This is a genomic window from Microbacterium sp. JZ70 (genome assembly GCF_053903225.1).
The window spans coordinates 3,065,831-3,081,047 of sequence record NZ_CP096405.1; the positions used below are offsets into that span (position 1 = coordinate 3,065,831).

The window sequence follows — 15,217 nt, forward strand, 5'->3', positions numbered from 1 at the left end:
CCGCGCGCGTCAGCGGACCGCCGAGCCCTTCGGCAGGAAGTCCACGGTCTGCGCCGTGAGGGTGAGGATGGTCGGCCACGCTCCCCCGTTGAGGCGCCGCACGGCCGCGACCGACGTCACATGGCGCAGGCGCCCGCCGTCGAGCACATAGACGCGATCGCTCGTGGCCGACTTCACGAAGATGCGGCCGGGCACGCGCCCGCCGGAGAGATCGAGCACGCGGCACGTCGCCGTGTCGAGCGTCGTCACCGCGAAGCCCGCGGTCGTGGTCACGGCACGCAGCCTGCCGCCGGCGGCGAAGTACGTCGTGCCGCCGCAGCGGGCGAAGAGGCTCAGGCTCCCCTTGTCGGCGTACCCCGTGAGCGTCGCGCCCGGGACGTGCGCGTCGACGCCGCGACCGAGGCCGTACTCTTCGGCGAAGCCCCAGCTCGGGAGGTACACGAGGCGGCGGTCGGAGGTCGCGAGGTACACCCGGGCGGACGAGGTCCGCTTGACCCACGAGCCGGGCGCGAACCGGACCTCGCCGATCGTGTAGCGCGAGAGGCCCGACGGCGGCATGACGGCCGCGAACGGCTTCGACGATCCCCCGAGTGCCGCCGCGGCGGCGGCGTCGTAGAGCGGGTGCAGCTTCGAGCCGCTGATGAGGTGGAGCGTCGTGCCGCTCCACGTGCGGCGCGCGACGTTCGTCATCGTCGCGCCCTGCTTGACCGCCGTGTACGTGCCGGCTGTGAGGGCGAGCTCCGTGCCGCACCTGCCGCCCCACTGCCAGACCTGCGTGCAGGTCGTGAAGCGGTGGCGCTGGCCGCCCTGCAGGAGCGAGATGTCGCCGGTCGACGCGTTGCGGATGAAGCGCGAGGACGTGCCCTTCGTCGGGTATCGCGCCGCCTCGTCCGCCGAGACCGAGCGCCACGAGCCGAAGGCGGCCTCGTATGCCGAGAGCAGCTCTCTCGTGACGTGGACCTTGCTCGCGCCGTTGAGGAGGAAGATGTCTCCGTTCGGCGTCCGGATGAGACCCGACGTCGGCCCGCGCGTCGCCCCGAACCAGTCGGTGAAGTAGTTGTAGAAGTTCCGGTTCCCGTAGGCGGAGCACGCGTCGCCCGTGCCGTAACCGGCACGCAGCGCCGCGGCGTTGGGCTGATACGGCGTGTAGTAGTAGAGGCTCGCCGTGGCCTTGTTCCGGATCGTGACCGGTCCCGAGCCGCAGGACGCGTTCGGGTGATACCGGACCTGCGACACCTTCCCGACGGGGAACCAGTCGAACCAGCTGGACTTCGCGTAGATCTGGTACTGCCGTGCCGCGCCGTAGACCTGGTTCTGGAAGCCGTAGTAGCGGGTGTCGCAGGCCGACGTGTCGGGGCAGGCCATGCCCATCGCGATCGTGTACCGCCACGAGCTCGGCCACGTGTGCGTGACGAGTCCCTGCTCCTTCTGCAGCATCACGAGGAGCACCTTGGGGCTGATGCCGCACGCCTGCGCGACCTTCGCGATGATCGTCGCGGCGGACTCGCTCGAGGCGCCCTGATAGGGCTTCGTGCAGTACGCGTCGGCCTTGCGCGACGTCGTGCTCGCGCGGAAGTCCTTGAGGCAGGTGTACCCGGACTGGCAGGTCGGCACCTTGCGCTTCAGGAAGTCCTGGATCTGGGCGGCGGTCATGGACCCGCTGTCGTAGAACACGGCGTCGCTGATGATGTTGCCCGGGTCGAACCCGACCAGGCTCACCGCGCTCGCGCGCAGCTCCGCGCCCTCCTCGACGACCGCGGCGTCGAGCGTCGTGTCCTGCGCGACGCGGTCCATCTCCTCGTCGGTGAGCGCGCCGGGGGTGGGCGAGGGCGAGGGCGTCGCGCTGGGGGTCGGGGACGCGCTCGGCGTGGGTGCGGCACTCGGGGTCGGCGACGCATTCGGCGTCGCGGACGGGAGCGGCGGCGCGCTCGGCAGCACGCCGGGGGCCGTCGTCGCCGAGATGACGGGCTCGTCATCCGAGTCGGGCGCCGCGGCGAGGGCCGGGCTCGCAGAGGAGATGACGCCCGCGAGGAGCGAGACGACCGCGAGGGTCGACAGAGCGAGACGTCCGCGCGCGTGCGCCGACGTGCGAGAGGGTGCACGCATGTGAACAGTGTGACAGATGTGAAAGCTCTGAGAAGGGGCGGATGGCGCCGGGCCTGCCGCGCGGGCCGCGTCCATGTCGCTCCGAGGGTGGCCGGGCGGGTCCATGGGAGGATTGACGGGTTGCGTCGCACGGCCCGGTCCCCGGCCCGGCGCGTTCGAGTCGGCCAGAGAGGTTTCAGGCGTCATGAAGTTGAGTGTGATCGGTTGCGGGTATCTGGGTGCGGTGCATGCGGCGGCGATGGCGTCGCTGGGGCACGAGGTCGTCGGGATCGATGTCGATGAGGCCAAGATCGCCAAGCTCGCCGCGGGCGAGACGCCGTTCTTCGAGCCCGGGCTCGGGGAGATCCTCACCCAGGGGCTGGAATCGGGTCGCCTGTCGTTCACGACCGACATGTCCGCCGCCGCGGGCGCGCAGGTCCACTTCATCGCCGTGGGCACCCCGCAGCGCCACGACGGCACCGGCGCGGACATGACCTACGTCAACGCGTCCGTCGAGTCCCTCCTGCCCCACCTGCGCCCCGGCGACCTCGTCGCGGGCAAGTCGACCGTCCCCGTCGGCACCGCCAGCCGCCTGGCCGAGCTGATCGCCCCCACCGGCGCGCACCTGGCCTGGAACCCCGAGTTCCTCCGCGAGGGCTTCGCGGTCAAGGACACCATCGAGCCCGACCGGCTCGTGTACGGCGTCTCCGACACCACCGGCACCGACGACACCGCCACCCTCGACGCCGTCTACCACACCGCGATCGCCGCGGGCACCCCCCGCCTGGTCACCGGATACGCCACCGCCGAGCTCGTCAAGGTCGCCGCCAACAGCTTCCTGGCCACCAAGATCAGCTTCATCAACGCGATGGCCGAGATCGCCGAGACCGTCGGCGCCGACGTCACCCAGCTCGCCGACGCGATCGGACACGACAACCGCATCGGACGCCGCTTCCTCAACGCCGGCGTCGGATTCGGCGGCGGCTGCCTGCCCAAGGACATCCGCGCCTTCACCGCCCGCGCCGAGGAACTCGGCAAGGGCGAATCCGTCGCGTTCCTCAAGCACGTCGACGAGATCAACCTCCGCCGCCGCCAGCGCGTGGTCGACCTCGCCGTGGACAGCTTCCCCGACCACATCAACGGCCACCGCGTCGCCGTCCTCGGCCTCGCGTTCAAGCCCGACAGCGACGACACCCGCGACTCCCCCGCCCTCGACGTCGCCGTCCGTCTCAAGGGCCTCGGCGCCGACGTCATCGCCTACGACCCCGAAGCGATCCCCAACGCCCGCCGCGCCCACCCCCAGCTCGCCTACGCCGACACCCTCGACGACGCCCTCACCGGCGCCGAGACCGTCGTCATCGCCACCGAATGGAAAGCCTTCCGCGACCTCGACCCCCACACCACCCGCGACAAGGTCGCCCGCCCCGTCATCATCGACGGCCGCAACATCCTCACCCCCACCACCTGGCGCGACGCCGGCTGGACCTACCACGGCATGGGCCGCTGACATGACCCCCCGCGTCGCCGTCGTCGTCCGCACCAAGGACCGCCCCGACTTCCTGCGCAGGGCGCTGCGGAGCATCACGGGCCAGACGCTGACGGCGTGGGAGGCCGTGATCGTCAACGACGGCGGCGACCCCGCGGTCGTCGACGCGCTCATCGCGGCGCTCCCCGACGAGCACCGCGCGCGTGTGCGCGCGGTGCACTCGGAGACGTCGCGCGGGCGCTGGGTGAGCGCGAACGCGGGGGTCCTCGCGACCTCTGCGCCGCTCCTCGTCCTGCACGACGACGACGACACATGGCATCCGGAGTTCCTCGAGCGGGCATCCGCCTACCTCGACGCCCACCCCGAGCGCGGCGGCGTGGTGTCCCGCATCGAGATCGTGTGGGAGGAGCAGCAGGGCGACCGCCTCGTCGCCGTCCGCCGCGAGGTGTTCCAGCCGCAGCTCACGGTGCCGACCCTCGCCGACACACTCCTGTTCAACCGGTACGTGCCGATCGGCTTCGTGTACCGCCGCAGCCTCCACGAGGAACTGGGCCTGTACGACGACCGGCTCCCCGTCGTCGGCGACTGGGACTTCAACCTGCGCGTGCTCGCGCGCGGTCCCCTCGAGTACCTCGCCGACGAGCCGTACGCGTACTGGCACCAGCGCACCGGCGCCGACGGCGCAGCGGGCAACAGCGTGATCGAGTCGCGCGGGGATCATGAGAAGCACGATGCGCTCATCCGCGATGAGGCGCTGCGCGCGTACGTCGACGAGCACGGGCTCGGCCTCGTGCTCTACCTGACGAAGTTCATCGACCGGCGCTTCGTCGAGGTCGAGAACGGCATCCGCGACGAGGTGCGCCGCGAGGTGGGCCGCCTCAACGTCCTCCAGCGCGGCTACGACAAGGTGCGGCGCCGCCTCGCCCGCTGACCGGCCGCACGGCGTCGCGCGCGATCAGTGCGGCGTCGTGCGGACGAGCTCGACGGCCTCGTCGATCGGGCCGTCGAAGAGCACCTTGTGCTCGTGGATGAAGATCCCGCGCGAGCACAGGCGCTTCACGGTGCCCATGTCGTGGCTCACGACGAGCATCGTGACGCCCTTCGCCGTGAGCTCCTCGATCTTCGCGTAGCACTTCTGGCGGAACGGCGCGTCGCCGACCGAGAGCACCTCGTCCACGAGGAGCACATCGAGGTCGACGTGGATCGCGACCGCGAAGGCGAGGCGCATGAACATGCCCGAGGAGTAGTGCTTCACCTCGGTGTCGATGAAGTCGCCGATCTCGCTGAACGCGACGATGTCGTCGAAGCGCGCCTCGATCTCGTCCTGCTTCATGCCGAGGATGGCCGCGTTGAGGTAGACGTTCTCGCGCCCCGAGAGCTCGGGGTGGAAGCCCGCGCCGACCTCGATGAGGCCCGCGACCCGGCCGCGCGTGAAGACGCGTCCCTTGTCGGGTTCGAGCACGCCCGACACGAGCTTGAGCGTCGTCGACTTCCCGGATCCGTTGAAGCCGAGGACGGCGACCGACTCGCCCTCGCCGATCTGGAAGCTCACGTCGTCGAGCGCCGTGAAGACGTCGCTGCGCACCTTCTTGCGCTGGATCCAGCCGATGAACGCCTCCTTGAAGGAGTGCGTGTTGCGCTTGAGGAAGAGCTTCGACACGTGGTCGATGACGATCGCCGGCTTCGTGGCCGACGTGACGGTGAGGGTGTTCGACATCACAGATCCTGGGCGAAGGTGCGCTCGAAGCGGCGGAACGTCAGCTGGCCGATGACGAGGATGACCGCGCACAGCGCGACGGCGATCCCGAGGTACACGAGGAAGTGCTCGGGGAACCCGTGCGGCTGCTTCGCCGCGTCCAGCGGCACGGTGGGCTCCCAGAACGACCAGTGGAACAGCTCGACCGCGATGGTCACAGGGTTCGACATGTAGAGGTGGAGGATCCAGCCCGTGGCCTTCTCCTGCACGAGCGTCCATGGATACAGGACGGGCGACGCCCACGTCGAGACCATGCGGATGATCTCGACGAAGTTCTGCGCGTCGCGGTAGCGCACGTTGATGCCCGCGAAGAAGATCCCGAGACCGAGCGCGAGCGCGGCGATGAGGGCGATCCCGAGGAGCATCGCGCCCACGCCCGCGAAGGACGGGACCCAGCCGTAGATGAGGCTGACGACGACGAGGATGGCCAGCTGCGGCAGGAAGTGGATGAACGCCACGATGATCGCGGAGATCGGGAAGAGCTCGCGCGGCAGGTAGATCTTCTTCACGAGGGCGCGGTTGTCCACGATGGCCGTCGTCGCGTTGCCGAACGCCTCGTTGAAGAAGTTCACGGCGACGAGGCCCGCGAAGAGGTAGATCGGATAGTTCGTGATCCCGCGATCGCCCTCGAAGATGATCCCCATCACGAGGTAGTACATGACGAACTGGATGCCGGGCTTGACGTACGACCACGTCCAGCCGAGCACCGAGTTGCGGTAGCGCGTCGCCGTGCCCTTGCGCACGAGGAGGCGGAGCAGATACCGCCAGCGGAACACATCCGCGAGTCCGCGACCTCGGCCGGGGACGTCGTATTCCGACAGATCGATCGTCGTCACTGGTGCGCGCCCTGCCTCGTCAATCGGGAAAAAGCCACACGCGATCCTATCGCCGCACCCGCGGGCAACCTGGAGGCCAGCCCCGAGCGCGCGGCGTCAGAGCTCGGCATGCAGCTGCCAGACCTTCTCCGCCGCGCTGTGCCACGAGAACGCGCGCGACCGATCCCGCGCGCGCAGCGCCATCCGCTCGTCGTCGATCGCCGCCGCGAGCGCGTCGCCCATCTCGGCGCCGTCGACGACCGCGCCACCGTCGAGGACGACCTCGCGGTGTCCGTCGCAGTCGGCGGCCACGACGGGGGTGCCGAGGGCCATCGCCTCGACGACGCGCCAGGGCCACGCGGCCCGCGTCGACCCGGCCGCGAACGCCGCGGCGTGCGCGAGAACCGCGGCGCGGTCTCCCCGGTCGAGCGAGCCGTGCGTCCGAACGCGCTGCGGATCGGCGCCGACGGCGTCCGCGATCTCCCGAACCGCGCCGTCCTGCCCCTCCGGCACGTCGATGACGACGACGTCCGCGTCGACGGCGCGGGCGGCCGCGAGCGCGCGGGCGAGGCCGTCGGACGCCGCGGCTCCTCCGGACGCCGCGATGTAGCGGGCGGGCAGCGCGAGGTCGCGGCGACGCGCGTCGACGTCGCTGGGGATCGAGAAGCCCTCGGGCGGCGCACCGGCGACGACCCGGACGCGCGGACCGAACGCGGCATGCTCGGCGAGGCGCTCGGCGATCGCATGCGTCGGCACGACGATCGCATCGGCGTGCTTCTGCGCGCGCTTCAGGAGCGCCTGCTCGAGCGCGGCCGCCGCACGGGGCAGCTCGCCAGGCGCCTCCCACGCGCGCAGATCCCACAGCGTGACGACGGTCTGCGCGTGGTCCTTCGCCCGGTCATGCCGGACGAGGGGCGCGAGGAGCGTGGGCGCGTGGATGAGGCCGCCCTCGGCGCCCGCGGCCACGCCCATCCGCCAGGCCGCGACGAGCTCCCGGCGCGCGAGAGCGAGGCGCTTCTCGCTCGAGATGCCGTCCAGGCGCAGCGGCTCTCCGGCCGGCGCGATCGCGTCGACGACGCATCCCGAGGGCGCCGACTCGATGAGCATGCGCGCGAGGTCGCGCGCGGCCGCGGAGAGATCGGGGTCGGTGGGTGCCGCGAGCTGGTCGAGGACGACTCGCAGCCGCACCGTCATCCCGACGACTCCTCAGGGTGCAGGACGCTCTCGAGGTAGGCGTGGATGGCCGCGAAGTCGGGCGACTCCTGGTCGACCGCGATCGGCCCCTCGGGCGTCAGCTCGACGGAGGTCACCGCCTGGCTCTTCGCCTCGACGGCGAGGTCGAGGAAGGTCGGCAGGAGCGACTGGGGGATGTCGGTCTCGACGATCGCGGTGCCGGCGCGTGCGACGTCCTGGAAGCGCGTGAGCACGTTCTCCGGCGTGAACTGCGCGAGGATCGCCTCCTGCAGCTGCCGCTGCCGCTGCATGCGGTCCCAGTCGCTCGTCGTGTAGCGGGAGCGCGCGTACCACTGCGCGGTGTCGCCGTCCATGTGCTGGGCGCCCGGCTCGATCCATCCGATCGCCCAGTCCTCGGCCGGCTGGCCCTCGTACGCGGGCCCCCCGCCCTTCGGCAGGCGCTGCGACACCTCGATGTCGACGCCCCCGAGCGCGTCGACGAGCGCCGCGAAGCCGTTCATGTCGATGAACGCGTAGTACGGGATCTCGAGGCCGGTCACGCCCTCGGCCGCGTCCTTCGTGGCCTCCACGCCCGGCGACGAGCCGTGGCGCTCGGCGTCGGGATAGAGCGAGGCGCCCTGGTCCTCGCGGCAGATCTCGGCGGCCTGGCGGATGTGGTTCATCCAGTCGTCCCAGCCGCACGACGGATCGGCGTGCCCCTCGAACCCGTTCGGGTACAGCGCCTGCATGGGGCTGCCGTCGCTGAACGGCGCGGCGCCCAGCTCGCGCGGGACGCCGGTGATCGTCACGGCGCCGGTCGATGCGTTGATGGAGACGACCGAGATGCTGTCGAACCGCATGGAGTCGCGGCCGTCGCCCGAGTCCGCGCCGAGCAGGAGGATGTTGTAGTAGCCCTCGCTCGGCGGCACGACCGGCGCGCTCGCGGCGAAGATCGAGCCGAGCGCGTTGGAGGCCGCGACGAGGCGCGGCGCGGCGTAGGCCACCGTGCCGCCCGTGACGACCATGAGCAGGATCGCGAGCGCCGCGATGCCGAAGCGCGCGGGGCTCTGCGTCCGGACGAGCCGGACGAGCCGCAGCGTGTCGATCGACAGGACGATCCAGAGCACGCCGTACGCGACGACGATCGCCGCGAGAGCGAGCAGCACGAGCGGGTTGAGGAGGATGGTCATGGCGCCGTCGCGCCAGAGCAGGAGCGCGAGCGCGCCGACCGCGACGAGCACCCAGGACAGGAGGGTCGCCCCCAGGCCGAAGCGGCCCAGTCGGCGGCTGCCGGCGAGCACCTGCGCGGACCCGGGGATGACCCAGCCGAGCAGGACGAGCCACCATCCGCGGCGCGTCATGAGCGCCGCGTCGGCCGCGTCGGGGTGCCGCATCGGGCGCGTCTCGACGAGAGCGCTCGATCGCAGCGGCGTCCGGGTGCGTGCCATGGCGGCAACCGTCACAGAGAGCCCTTCAGACGTGCGTTCTTCTCCTCGACCTGGCCCTCGAGGTCGCGGGCGTACTCCTCGATGCGGTCGGCGATCGCGGCATCGGCGGTGCCGAGGATGCGCGCGGCGAGGAGGCCGGCGTTCTTGGCGCCGTTGATCGAGACGGTGGCGACGGGGATCCCCGCCGGCATCTGGACGATCGACAGGAGGGAGTCGAGCCCGTCGAGCGTCTTCAGCTGCACGGGGACGCCGATCACGGGAAGCGCCGTGACCGACGCGAGCATGCCGGGCAGGTGGGCCGCGCCGCCGGCTCCCGCGATGATCGCCTGGAGTCCGCGGCCGCGCGCCTCGCGGCCGTAGCGGATGAGCTTGTCCACCGTGCGGTGCGCCGAGACCACCTCGACCTCGTGCGGGATGCCGAGCTCGGTAAGAGCGGTCGAGGCGTCGACCATGACGCGCCAGTCGGAGTCGGAGCCCATGACGACGCCGACGAGGGGCGTTTCGGACGAGTTCAGCACCCGACAAGGCTAGGGCGAGACCCTGGAAATCGCCGGGAGCGACATCGCCTCGCTCCCCGGGCCCGCGCCATCCGCCATCCCCTCGGCGTCCGCGCGAGCGCAGGAGAATCCGCCGAGAGCAGGACCACTGCGTGGGCATCGTCCTGCGCTCACGCGGATCTCCTTCCCTCGCAGCGGTCAGAGGTGCAGCCCCTGCGCCATCGCCGAGCGCAGCGAAGACTCGACGTGGTCCCAGTCGTGCATCACCTCGAAGTAGTCGAAGCGGAAGACGGTGAAGCCCAGGAGGCGGAGCGCCCGGTCGTGCGCGATGTCGGCGCGCCGCTGACGCGCGTCGCTGTGGAAGGCGAAGCCGTCGAGCTGCACGACGAGCCGACGGCCGATGAGGGCGTCCACGGGGCGACCGGCGAGCCACACCTGCTGCCGGAAGGGGATGCCCGCGCGGCGGCAGCGGTACGCGAACCGGGACTCCACGCCCGAGTCGGATCGGACTCCCGCCTCCGCGGCGAGCGCACGGGCCGCGACGCTGCCCCATTTCGTCCGCGCCATGGCGTCGGCGGAGATCCGGGTCCGCGCGAGTGCCGACTCCCACACGGCGAACGCCGCTTCGCCGTCCGCGCACACCGCGATGCACGCAAGGACGTTCTCGATCGGATCGAGCAGGGTCCGGGGTGCGACGGCGACGACGGGCGACGCCCAGTGCGCGCGCACGCCGGGTTCGCCGGCGCGCGCATTCGGTGCGAGCGCGATGTGGATCGCATCGGCCGAACCAGGCGGGCACCAGAGCCCGTGCTGCTCGAGCGCGCTTCGGCAGGCGATGCGCCCGCCGAGGCGCGCCGCGGCGTGGACCTCTGCCGGCGCCTCGGGAAGGACGAGCCAGGAGCGGCGCAGCAGCGCGATGCCCTCGGCGCGGGCCGCACGGCGCAGGCGATCGGGCGACCATCCCGACTCGAGGAGATCGCGGCGGTGGGGGTACCCGTCGTGGGCGGAGAGGAGTGCGCGCAGGGACATGCGGAGAGCCTGGCCCGCGCGGAGCGTCCGGCGAGCGCCACTCCTCCGCGCTGTGGACGGACCCGCGGCGGCGCACGCGGCTGTGCACAGGGTGTCGGCGCCGGGCGGCCGCCGTCGGGCCTGCCCCGCGTCGCCATCCCCGCCGCCCGCCGCAGGAGAATCCGCCGAGAGCAGGACGGATTCGGCCGTGCCGTCCTGCCCTCGGTGGATCCTCCTGCTGTCGCCGGGGCGGAACGCCCGCCCTGCGACGCCGGCCAGGGCCATCCGGCTAGGGTCGACGGGTGAGCTGGGAGCGGACGCGCACGGTGGCAGGGCGGATGGCGGAGGTCGCGCAGACGGGGTCGACGAACGCCGATCTCGCGCGCGCGATCTCGCAGGGCGAGGAGTGGCCGCACCTCGGGGTGCTCCTCACGCACGACCAGCAGGCGGGGCGCGGCCGACTCGACCGACGCTGGGTCGCCCCTCCGGGCGCCGCCCTCGCCCTGTCGGTCGTCGTGCGGGTGCCCGATCTCCCCCTGGCCGGGCGCGGCTGGATCCCCCTCGTCGCGGGAGTCGCGATGCAGCGTGCGGTCGCGGCCCAGACCCCGGGCATCCGGGTCGGCCTGAAATGGCCGAACGACGTGCTCGTCGCGCACGAGGGCGACGAGCTCCGGAAGATCTGCGGCGTGCTGGCGGAGGGCACCGCCGACCCCGACGCCGTGATCGTCGGCACGGGGGTCAACACGCGCCTGCAGCCGATCGACCTCCCCGTGCCGACGGCGACGTCGTTCCCCGCGCTGGGCCTGGAGTGCGACGAGGACGCCCTCGTCGCGGACTACCTCACGGCGCTCGACGACCTGCTCCGCGGTCTCGCCCGGGCGGGCGGCGACGCCGTCGCGTCCGGAGCGCACGCCGCGGCGACCGCCGTGTGCACGACGCTCGGCCGCGACGTCGCCGTGTCCCTCCCCGATGGGACGACGCTGCGGGGGCGCGCGACCGAGCTCGCTCCCGACGGGCGCCTCGTCGTCGTCGCGGACAGCGACCGCGTGGCGGTCTCGGCCGGCGACGTCGTGCACGTCCGCTGAGCGGCCCGGCGCGGCGCGGCGGAGTCCTGCCCGCGTCGCGGACAATGGGGGCATGAGCACGCCTGGACTCGCGGGTCGGCCCGCCACGCCGCCGGTCGCCCCCGCGCCCGAGCTGCTCGTGGCGCGCCTGCACGGCCACGCCCGGCGGCTCACCTGGTCGGCGCTGCTCGTCATCGCCACGGCGGGCGCGACGGGCTACCTGCTCGGCAACCTGCCGGCTCCCTTCGAGGACTGGATGCTGCTGGCCGCGGCGGGCGCCGTCGTCCTGCTCGGCGCCGTCCTGCCGCTGCTCGCATGGCTCACCCGCACGTACACGATCACGACCCGGCGCGTGATCGCGAAGCGCGGCCTCCTCGTCCGCGACCACAGCGAGCTCTCGCACACGCGCGGCTACTCCATCCGACTCCGCCGCGGGGTGCTACAGCGGATGTGGGGAGCGGGCACGCTCGTGCTGTCCGACGGCGTCACGGCGCCGCTCGTGCTGCGGGACGTGCCCGACGCCGGCCTCGTGCACGAGGTGCTCGCCGACCAGGTCGAGATGAGCCAGATCCAGGCGCACCGCGAATCGCAGGGCTTCTCGTTCGGGCACCAGCTGCCCGCGCCCCGCGGCTGATCGTTCGCGGGTCCGCCGATGCGTCAAAATGGACGCATGACGATGCGTGTGGGTGTGATCGGCGGCGGCCAGCTCGCGAGGATGATGATCGCTCCCGCGGTCGAGATGGGCATCGAGCTGAGCGTGCTCGCCGAGCAGGAGGGCATGTCGGCCGCACTCGCCCAGGCCGCCGTGGGCGACTACCGGGATGCCCAGACCGTGCTCGCGTTCGCGAAGGACGTGGACGTCATCACGTTCGACCACGAGCACGTGCCGCAGGACGTCCTGCACGCGCTCGTCGACGCGGGCGTCGCGGTGCACCCGGGCCCCGACGCGCTGCGCTTCGCACAGGACAAGCTCGTGATGCGGCGCCGCCTGGCCGAGCTCGGCGCGCCGCAGCCCGACTGGGCCGCCGTCGCCGAGCCGTCCGAGCTGCAGGCCTTCCTCGACGACCACGGCGGGCGCGCGGTCGTGAAGACGCCGCGGGGCGGCTACGACGGCAAGGGCGTGAAGGTCGTCTCGCGCCCGGAGGACGTCGCCGACTGGTTCGCCGACTTCGACGGCGAGGCGCTGCTCGTGGAGGAGCTCGTCGACTTCCGCCGCGAGCTCGCGCAACAGGTGGCGCGTCGCCCGAGCGGCGGGATGGTCGCCTACCCGGTCGTCGAGACCGTGCAGCGCGGCGGCGTGTGCGCCGAGGTGCTCGCGCCCGCCCCCGACGCGAGCGAGAAGCTCATGGAGGTCGCGGCGCGCCTCGGCAAGACGATCGCCGAGGGACTGCGCGTCACGGGCATGCTCGCGGTCGAGCTCTTCGAGACCGTCGACGACCGCATCCTCGTCAACGAGCTCGCGATGCGCCCGCACAACAGCGGGCACTGGACGCAGGACGGGGCCGTGACGAGTCAGTTCGAGCAGCACCTGCGCGCCGTCCTCGACCTCCCGCTCGGCGCTCCCGACGTCGCCGCGGGCGCGGTCGTCATGGTGAACATCCTCGGCGGCCCGCAGGGCGAGCAGCTCACCGACCGCTTCGCCGCAGCCATGGCGGCGCATCCGCTCGCCAAGATCCACACCTACGGCAAGGAGCCGCGCCCCGGGCGCAAGGTCGGGCACGTCAACGTCGCCGCCGATGAGCTCGACGACGCCGCGTACGAGGCGCGCGCGGCTGCCGCCTTCTTCGACTGATCCGCGCGGGTCTCCGAGGGCGGTGTCGCCGCGCCACACAGCTTCACGACGGGCGTTGTGTGTGCCCTCCAAGTCGCGCGCGGCGGCCGCGACTAGGGTGGAACGCGTGACCGAACCCGACATGTCCACGACCCAGGGCAAGATCGCCGACCTGCGCGCCCGCTACGACGAGGCCGTCGTCCAGGCCGAGGCGAAGGCGCAGGAGAAGCAGCACGCCAAGAACAAGCTGACGGCGCGCGAGCGCATCGAGCTGCTCGTCGACCACGGCTCGTTCGTCGAGTTCGACGAGTACGTGCGCCACCGCACGACCGCGTTCGGGATGGAGAGGTCGCGGCCGTACGGCGACTCGGTCGTGACCGGCGTCGGCACGATCCACGGCCGCACGGTCGCCGTCTACGCGCAGGACTTCTCGACCTTCGGCGGCTCCCTCGGCGAGGTCGCGGGCGAGAAGATCATCAAGATCATGGAGTTCGCGCTCCGCGGCGGGATGCCCATCGTCGGCATCCTCGACTCGGGTGGCGCGCGCATCCAGGAGGGCGTCGTCGCCCTCGGCAAGTACGGGGAGATCTTCCGCCTGAACACCGCCGCGTCGGGCGTCATCCCGCAGATCTCGATCATCATGGGCCCCGCAGCGGGCGGCGCGGTGTACTCCCCCGCGCTCACGGACTTCGTCATCATGGTCGACAAGACGAGCCAGATGTTCGTCACGGGCCCCGACGTCATCAAGACCGTGACCGGCGAGGACGTCGGCATGGAGGACCTCGGCGGCGCCTACACGCACAACACGCGCTCGGGCGTGGCCCACTACCTCGCCGAGGACGAGGACGACGCGCTCGACTACGCGCGCACCCTCCTCGGCTTCCTGCCCGACAACAACATGGCGGATGCGCCGGCGTACGAGTCGGCGTTCGAGTTCGAGACGACCGACGCCGACCGGCAGCTGAACACCCTCATCCCCGACTCGCCGAACCAGCCGTACGACATCCACGAGGTCATCTCGCGCACGGTCGACGACGGCGAGTTCCTCGAGGTGCAGCCGCTGTTCGCGCCGAACATCGTCATCGGCTTCGGCCGCGTCGAGGGACGCACGGTCGGCATCATCGCGAACCAGCCCTCGCAGATGGCGGGCACGCTCAACATCGACGCGGGCGAGAAGGCGTCGCGCTTCGTGCGCTTCTGCGACGCGTTCTCCATCCCGATCGTCACCCTCGTCGACGTGCCCGGCTACCTGCCCGGCACGGATCAGGAGTGGACCGGCGTCATCCGCCGCGGCGCGAAGCTGCTCTACGCCTACGCCGAGGCCACCGTCCCGCTCGTCACGGTCATCCTGCGCAAGGCCTACGGCGGCGCCTACATCGTCATGGGCTCGAAGCAGCTCGGCGCCGACATCAACCTCGCCTGGCCGACCGCCGAGATCGCGGTCATGGGCGGCCAGGGCGCGGTGAACATCCTCTACCGCGGCGAGCTCAAGAAGGCCGAGGAGGCGGGCGAGGATGTCGCGGCCGTCCGCACGCGCCTCGCGAACGAGTACACGTACAACGTCGCGAGCCCGTTCCTCGCGGCCGAGCGCGGCGAGCTCGACGGCATCATCGAGCCGGCCGCGACGCGCGTGGCGATCGCGAAGGCGCTGCGCTCGCTCCGCGGCAAGCGCGCGGAGCTGCCGCCCAAGAAGCACGGGAACATCCCGCTCTAGCGGGAGACGGCTCATGTCCGAGCAGAACGACATCCCCCGCGTCGACGTCGTGCGCGGGAACCCGACCGACGAGGAGCTCGCGGCCATCGTCGCGGTCGTGTCCGAGGCCTACACGCAGGAGGCGGCATCCGCCGTCGTCGACGACACGCCGTCGTTCGACGCGTGGACGAGGTCGCGCCGTCTCCGCCGTCCGCTCGCACGCGGCGGCTGGGGCCGCTTCGGCGGCTGAGACCGCTCAGGGGGCCGGTTCTTGTCCCCCGAAATACCTACAGACACGGGCTTGCGGGTTTTCCATACTGGATATGGAAACGCTTGTGCGTTGGCCGCCCCATCCGCTCCAGGGTAAGCAGATGGCGAGTCGGCACACCGCGGACGGTTTTCGGGTAACCGTCCGCACGGC

The 15,217-nt window shown here is 71.8% G+C and carries 14 protein-coding genes; 7 read left to right on the plus strand and 7 right to left on the minus strand.

The genetic code is table 11. From position 1 onward, the window contains the following. Positions 1-9 precede the first annotated feature (9 nt). Positions 10-2,106 carry a hypothetical protein gene (locus tag M1D46_RS14095; protein WP_456285865.1) on the minus strand — a complete coding sequence of 699 codons (2,097 nt, stop codon included), beginning with the start codon at positions 2,104-2,106 and terminating at the stop codon, positions 10-12. Between the two features lie 184 nt (positions 2,107-2,290). Between M1D46_RS14095 and M1D46_RS14100 the strand changes: the two genes are divergently transcribed. Both M1D46_RS14100 and M1D46_RS14105 read left to right on the plus strand, forming a co-directional pair. Then, on the plus strand, positions 2,291-3,592 hold the full coding sequence (locus tag M1D46_RS14100) for a UDP-glucose dehydrogenase family protein (protein ID WP_324012313.1): 1,302 nt from the start codon (positions 2,291-2,293) through the stop codon (positions 3,590-3,592). A 1-nt stretch (position 3,593) separates the two neighbouring features. Then, the gene (locus M1D46_RS14105) at positions 3,594-4,502 is read left to right on the plus strand and encodes a glycosyltransferase family 2 protein (RefSeq protein ID WP_324014250.1); all 909 of its coding nucleotides are present in this window, start codon (positions 3,594-3,596) and stop codon (positions 4,500-4,502) included. Between the two features lie 24 nt (positions 4,503-4,526). Here the strand turns inward: M1D46_RS14105 and M1D46_RS14110 are convergent, their stop codons facing one another. From M1D46_RS14110 to M1D46_RS14135, 6 genes are all read right to left on the minus strand, one after another. After that, entirely contained in the window at positions 4,527-5,288 is a 762-nt protein-coding gene (locus M1D46_RS14110; RefSeq protein WP_271173826.1) for an ABC transporter ATP-binding protein, read from the minus strand. Beyond that, positions 5,288-6,163, minus strand: coding sequence for an ABC transporter permease (locus tag M1D46_RS14115; protein WP_456285866.1), 876 nt, complete (start codon positions 6,161-6,163; stop codon positions 5,288-5,290). Before M1D46_RS14115 ends, M1D46_RS14110 begins: the two co-directional genes overlap by 1 nt. Before the next feature lie 96 nt (positions 6,164-6,259). After that, positions 6,260-7,336: a glycosyltransferase gene (locus M1D46_RS14120; RefSeq protein WP_324014248.1), complete on the minus strand. Its 1,077-nt coding sequence runs from the start codon at positions 7,334-7,336 to the stop codon at positions 6,260-6,262. Then, positions 7,333-8,763: an LCP family protein gene (locus M1D46_RS14125; RefSeq protein ID WP_456285867.1), complete on the minus strand. Its 1,431-nt coding sequence runs from the start codon at positions 8,761-8,763 to the stop codon at positions 7,333-7,335. Before M1D46_RS14125 ends, M1D46_RS14120 begins: the two co-directional genes overlap by 4 nt. A gap of 11 nt (positions 8,764-8,774) precedes the next feature. Next, positions 8,775-9,242, minus strand: a complete 468-nt coding sequence (gene purE / locus M1D46_RS14130) for a 5-(carboxyamino)imidazole ribonucleotide mutase (RefSeq protein WP_456287174.1) — start codon at positions 9,240-9,242, stop codon at positions 8,775-8,777. A 216-nt stretch (positions 9,243-9,458) separates the two neighbouring features. After that, on the minus strand, positions 9,459-10,289 hold the full coding sequence (locus tag M1D46_RS14135) for an endonuclease domain-containing protein (protein WP_456285868.1): 831 nt from the start codon (positions 10,287-10,289) through the stop codon (positions 9,459-9,461). A 281-nt stretch (positions 10,290-10,570) separates the two neighbouring features. On the opposite strand from M1D46_RS14135, the gene M1D46_RS14140 reads away from it, so the two are divergent. The 5 genes from M1D46_RS14140 (at position 10,571) to M1D46_RS14160 (ending at position 15,046) form a co-directional block, all read left to right on the plus strand. Continuing rightward, on the plus strand, positions 10,571-11,353 hold the full coding sequence (locus tag M1D46_RS14140; RefSeq protein ID WP_456285869.1) for a biotin--[acetyl-CoA-carboxylase] ligase: 783 nt from the start codon (positions 10,571-10,573) through the stop codon (positions 11,351-11,353). A gap of 52 nt (positions 11,354-11,405) precedes the next feature. Further along, positions 11,406-11,966 (plus strand): PH domain-containing protein, encoded by a 561-nt coding sequence (locus M1D46_RS14145; protein ID WP_456285870.1) that lies wholly within the window; start codon positions 11,406-11,408, stop codon positions 11,964-11,966. Between the two features lie 36 nt (positions 11,967-12,002). Beyond that, positions 12,003-13,124: a 5-(carboxyamino)imidazole ribonucleotide synthase gene (locus tag M1D46_RS14150; protein ID WP_282979657.1), complete on the plus strand. Its 1,122-nt coding sequence runs from the start codon at positions 12,003-12,005 to the stop codon at positions 13,122-13,124. Positions 13,125-13,245: 121 nt separating this feature from the next. Beyond that, positions 13,246-14,817: an acyl-CoA carboxylase subunit beta gene (locus tag M1D46_RS14155; RefSeq protein ID WP_282979738.1), complete on the plus strand. Its 1,572-nt coding sequence runs from the start codon at positions 13,246-13,248 to the stop codon at positions 14,815-14,817. A 13-nt stretch (positions 14,818-14,830) separates the two neighbouring features. After that, positions 14,831-15,046, plus strand: coding sequence for an acyl-CoA carboxylase subunit epsilon (locus M1D46_RS14160; protein ID WP_271173834.1), 216 nt, complete (start codon positions 14,831-14,833; stop codon positions 15,044-15,046). The last annotated feature ends 171 nt before the right edge of the window (positions 15,047-15,217 follow it).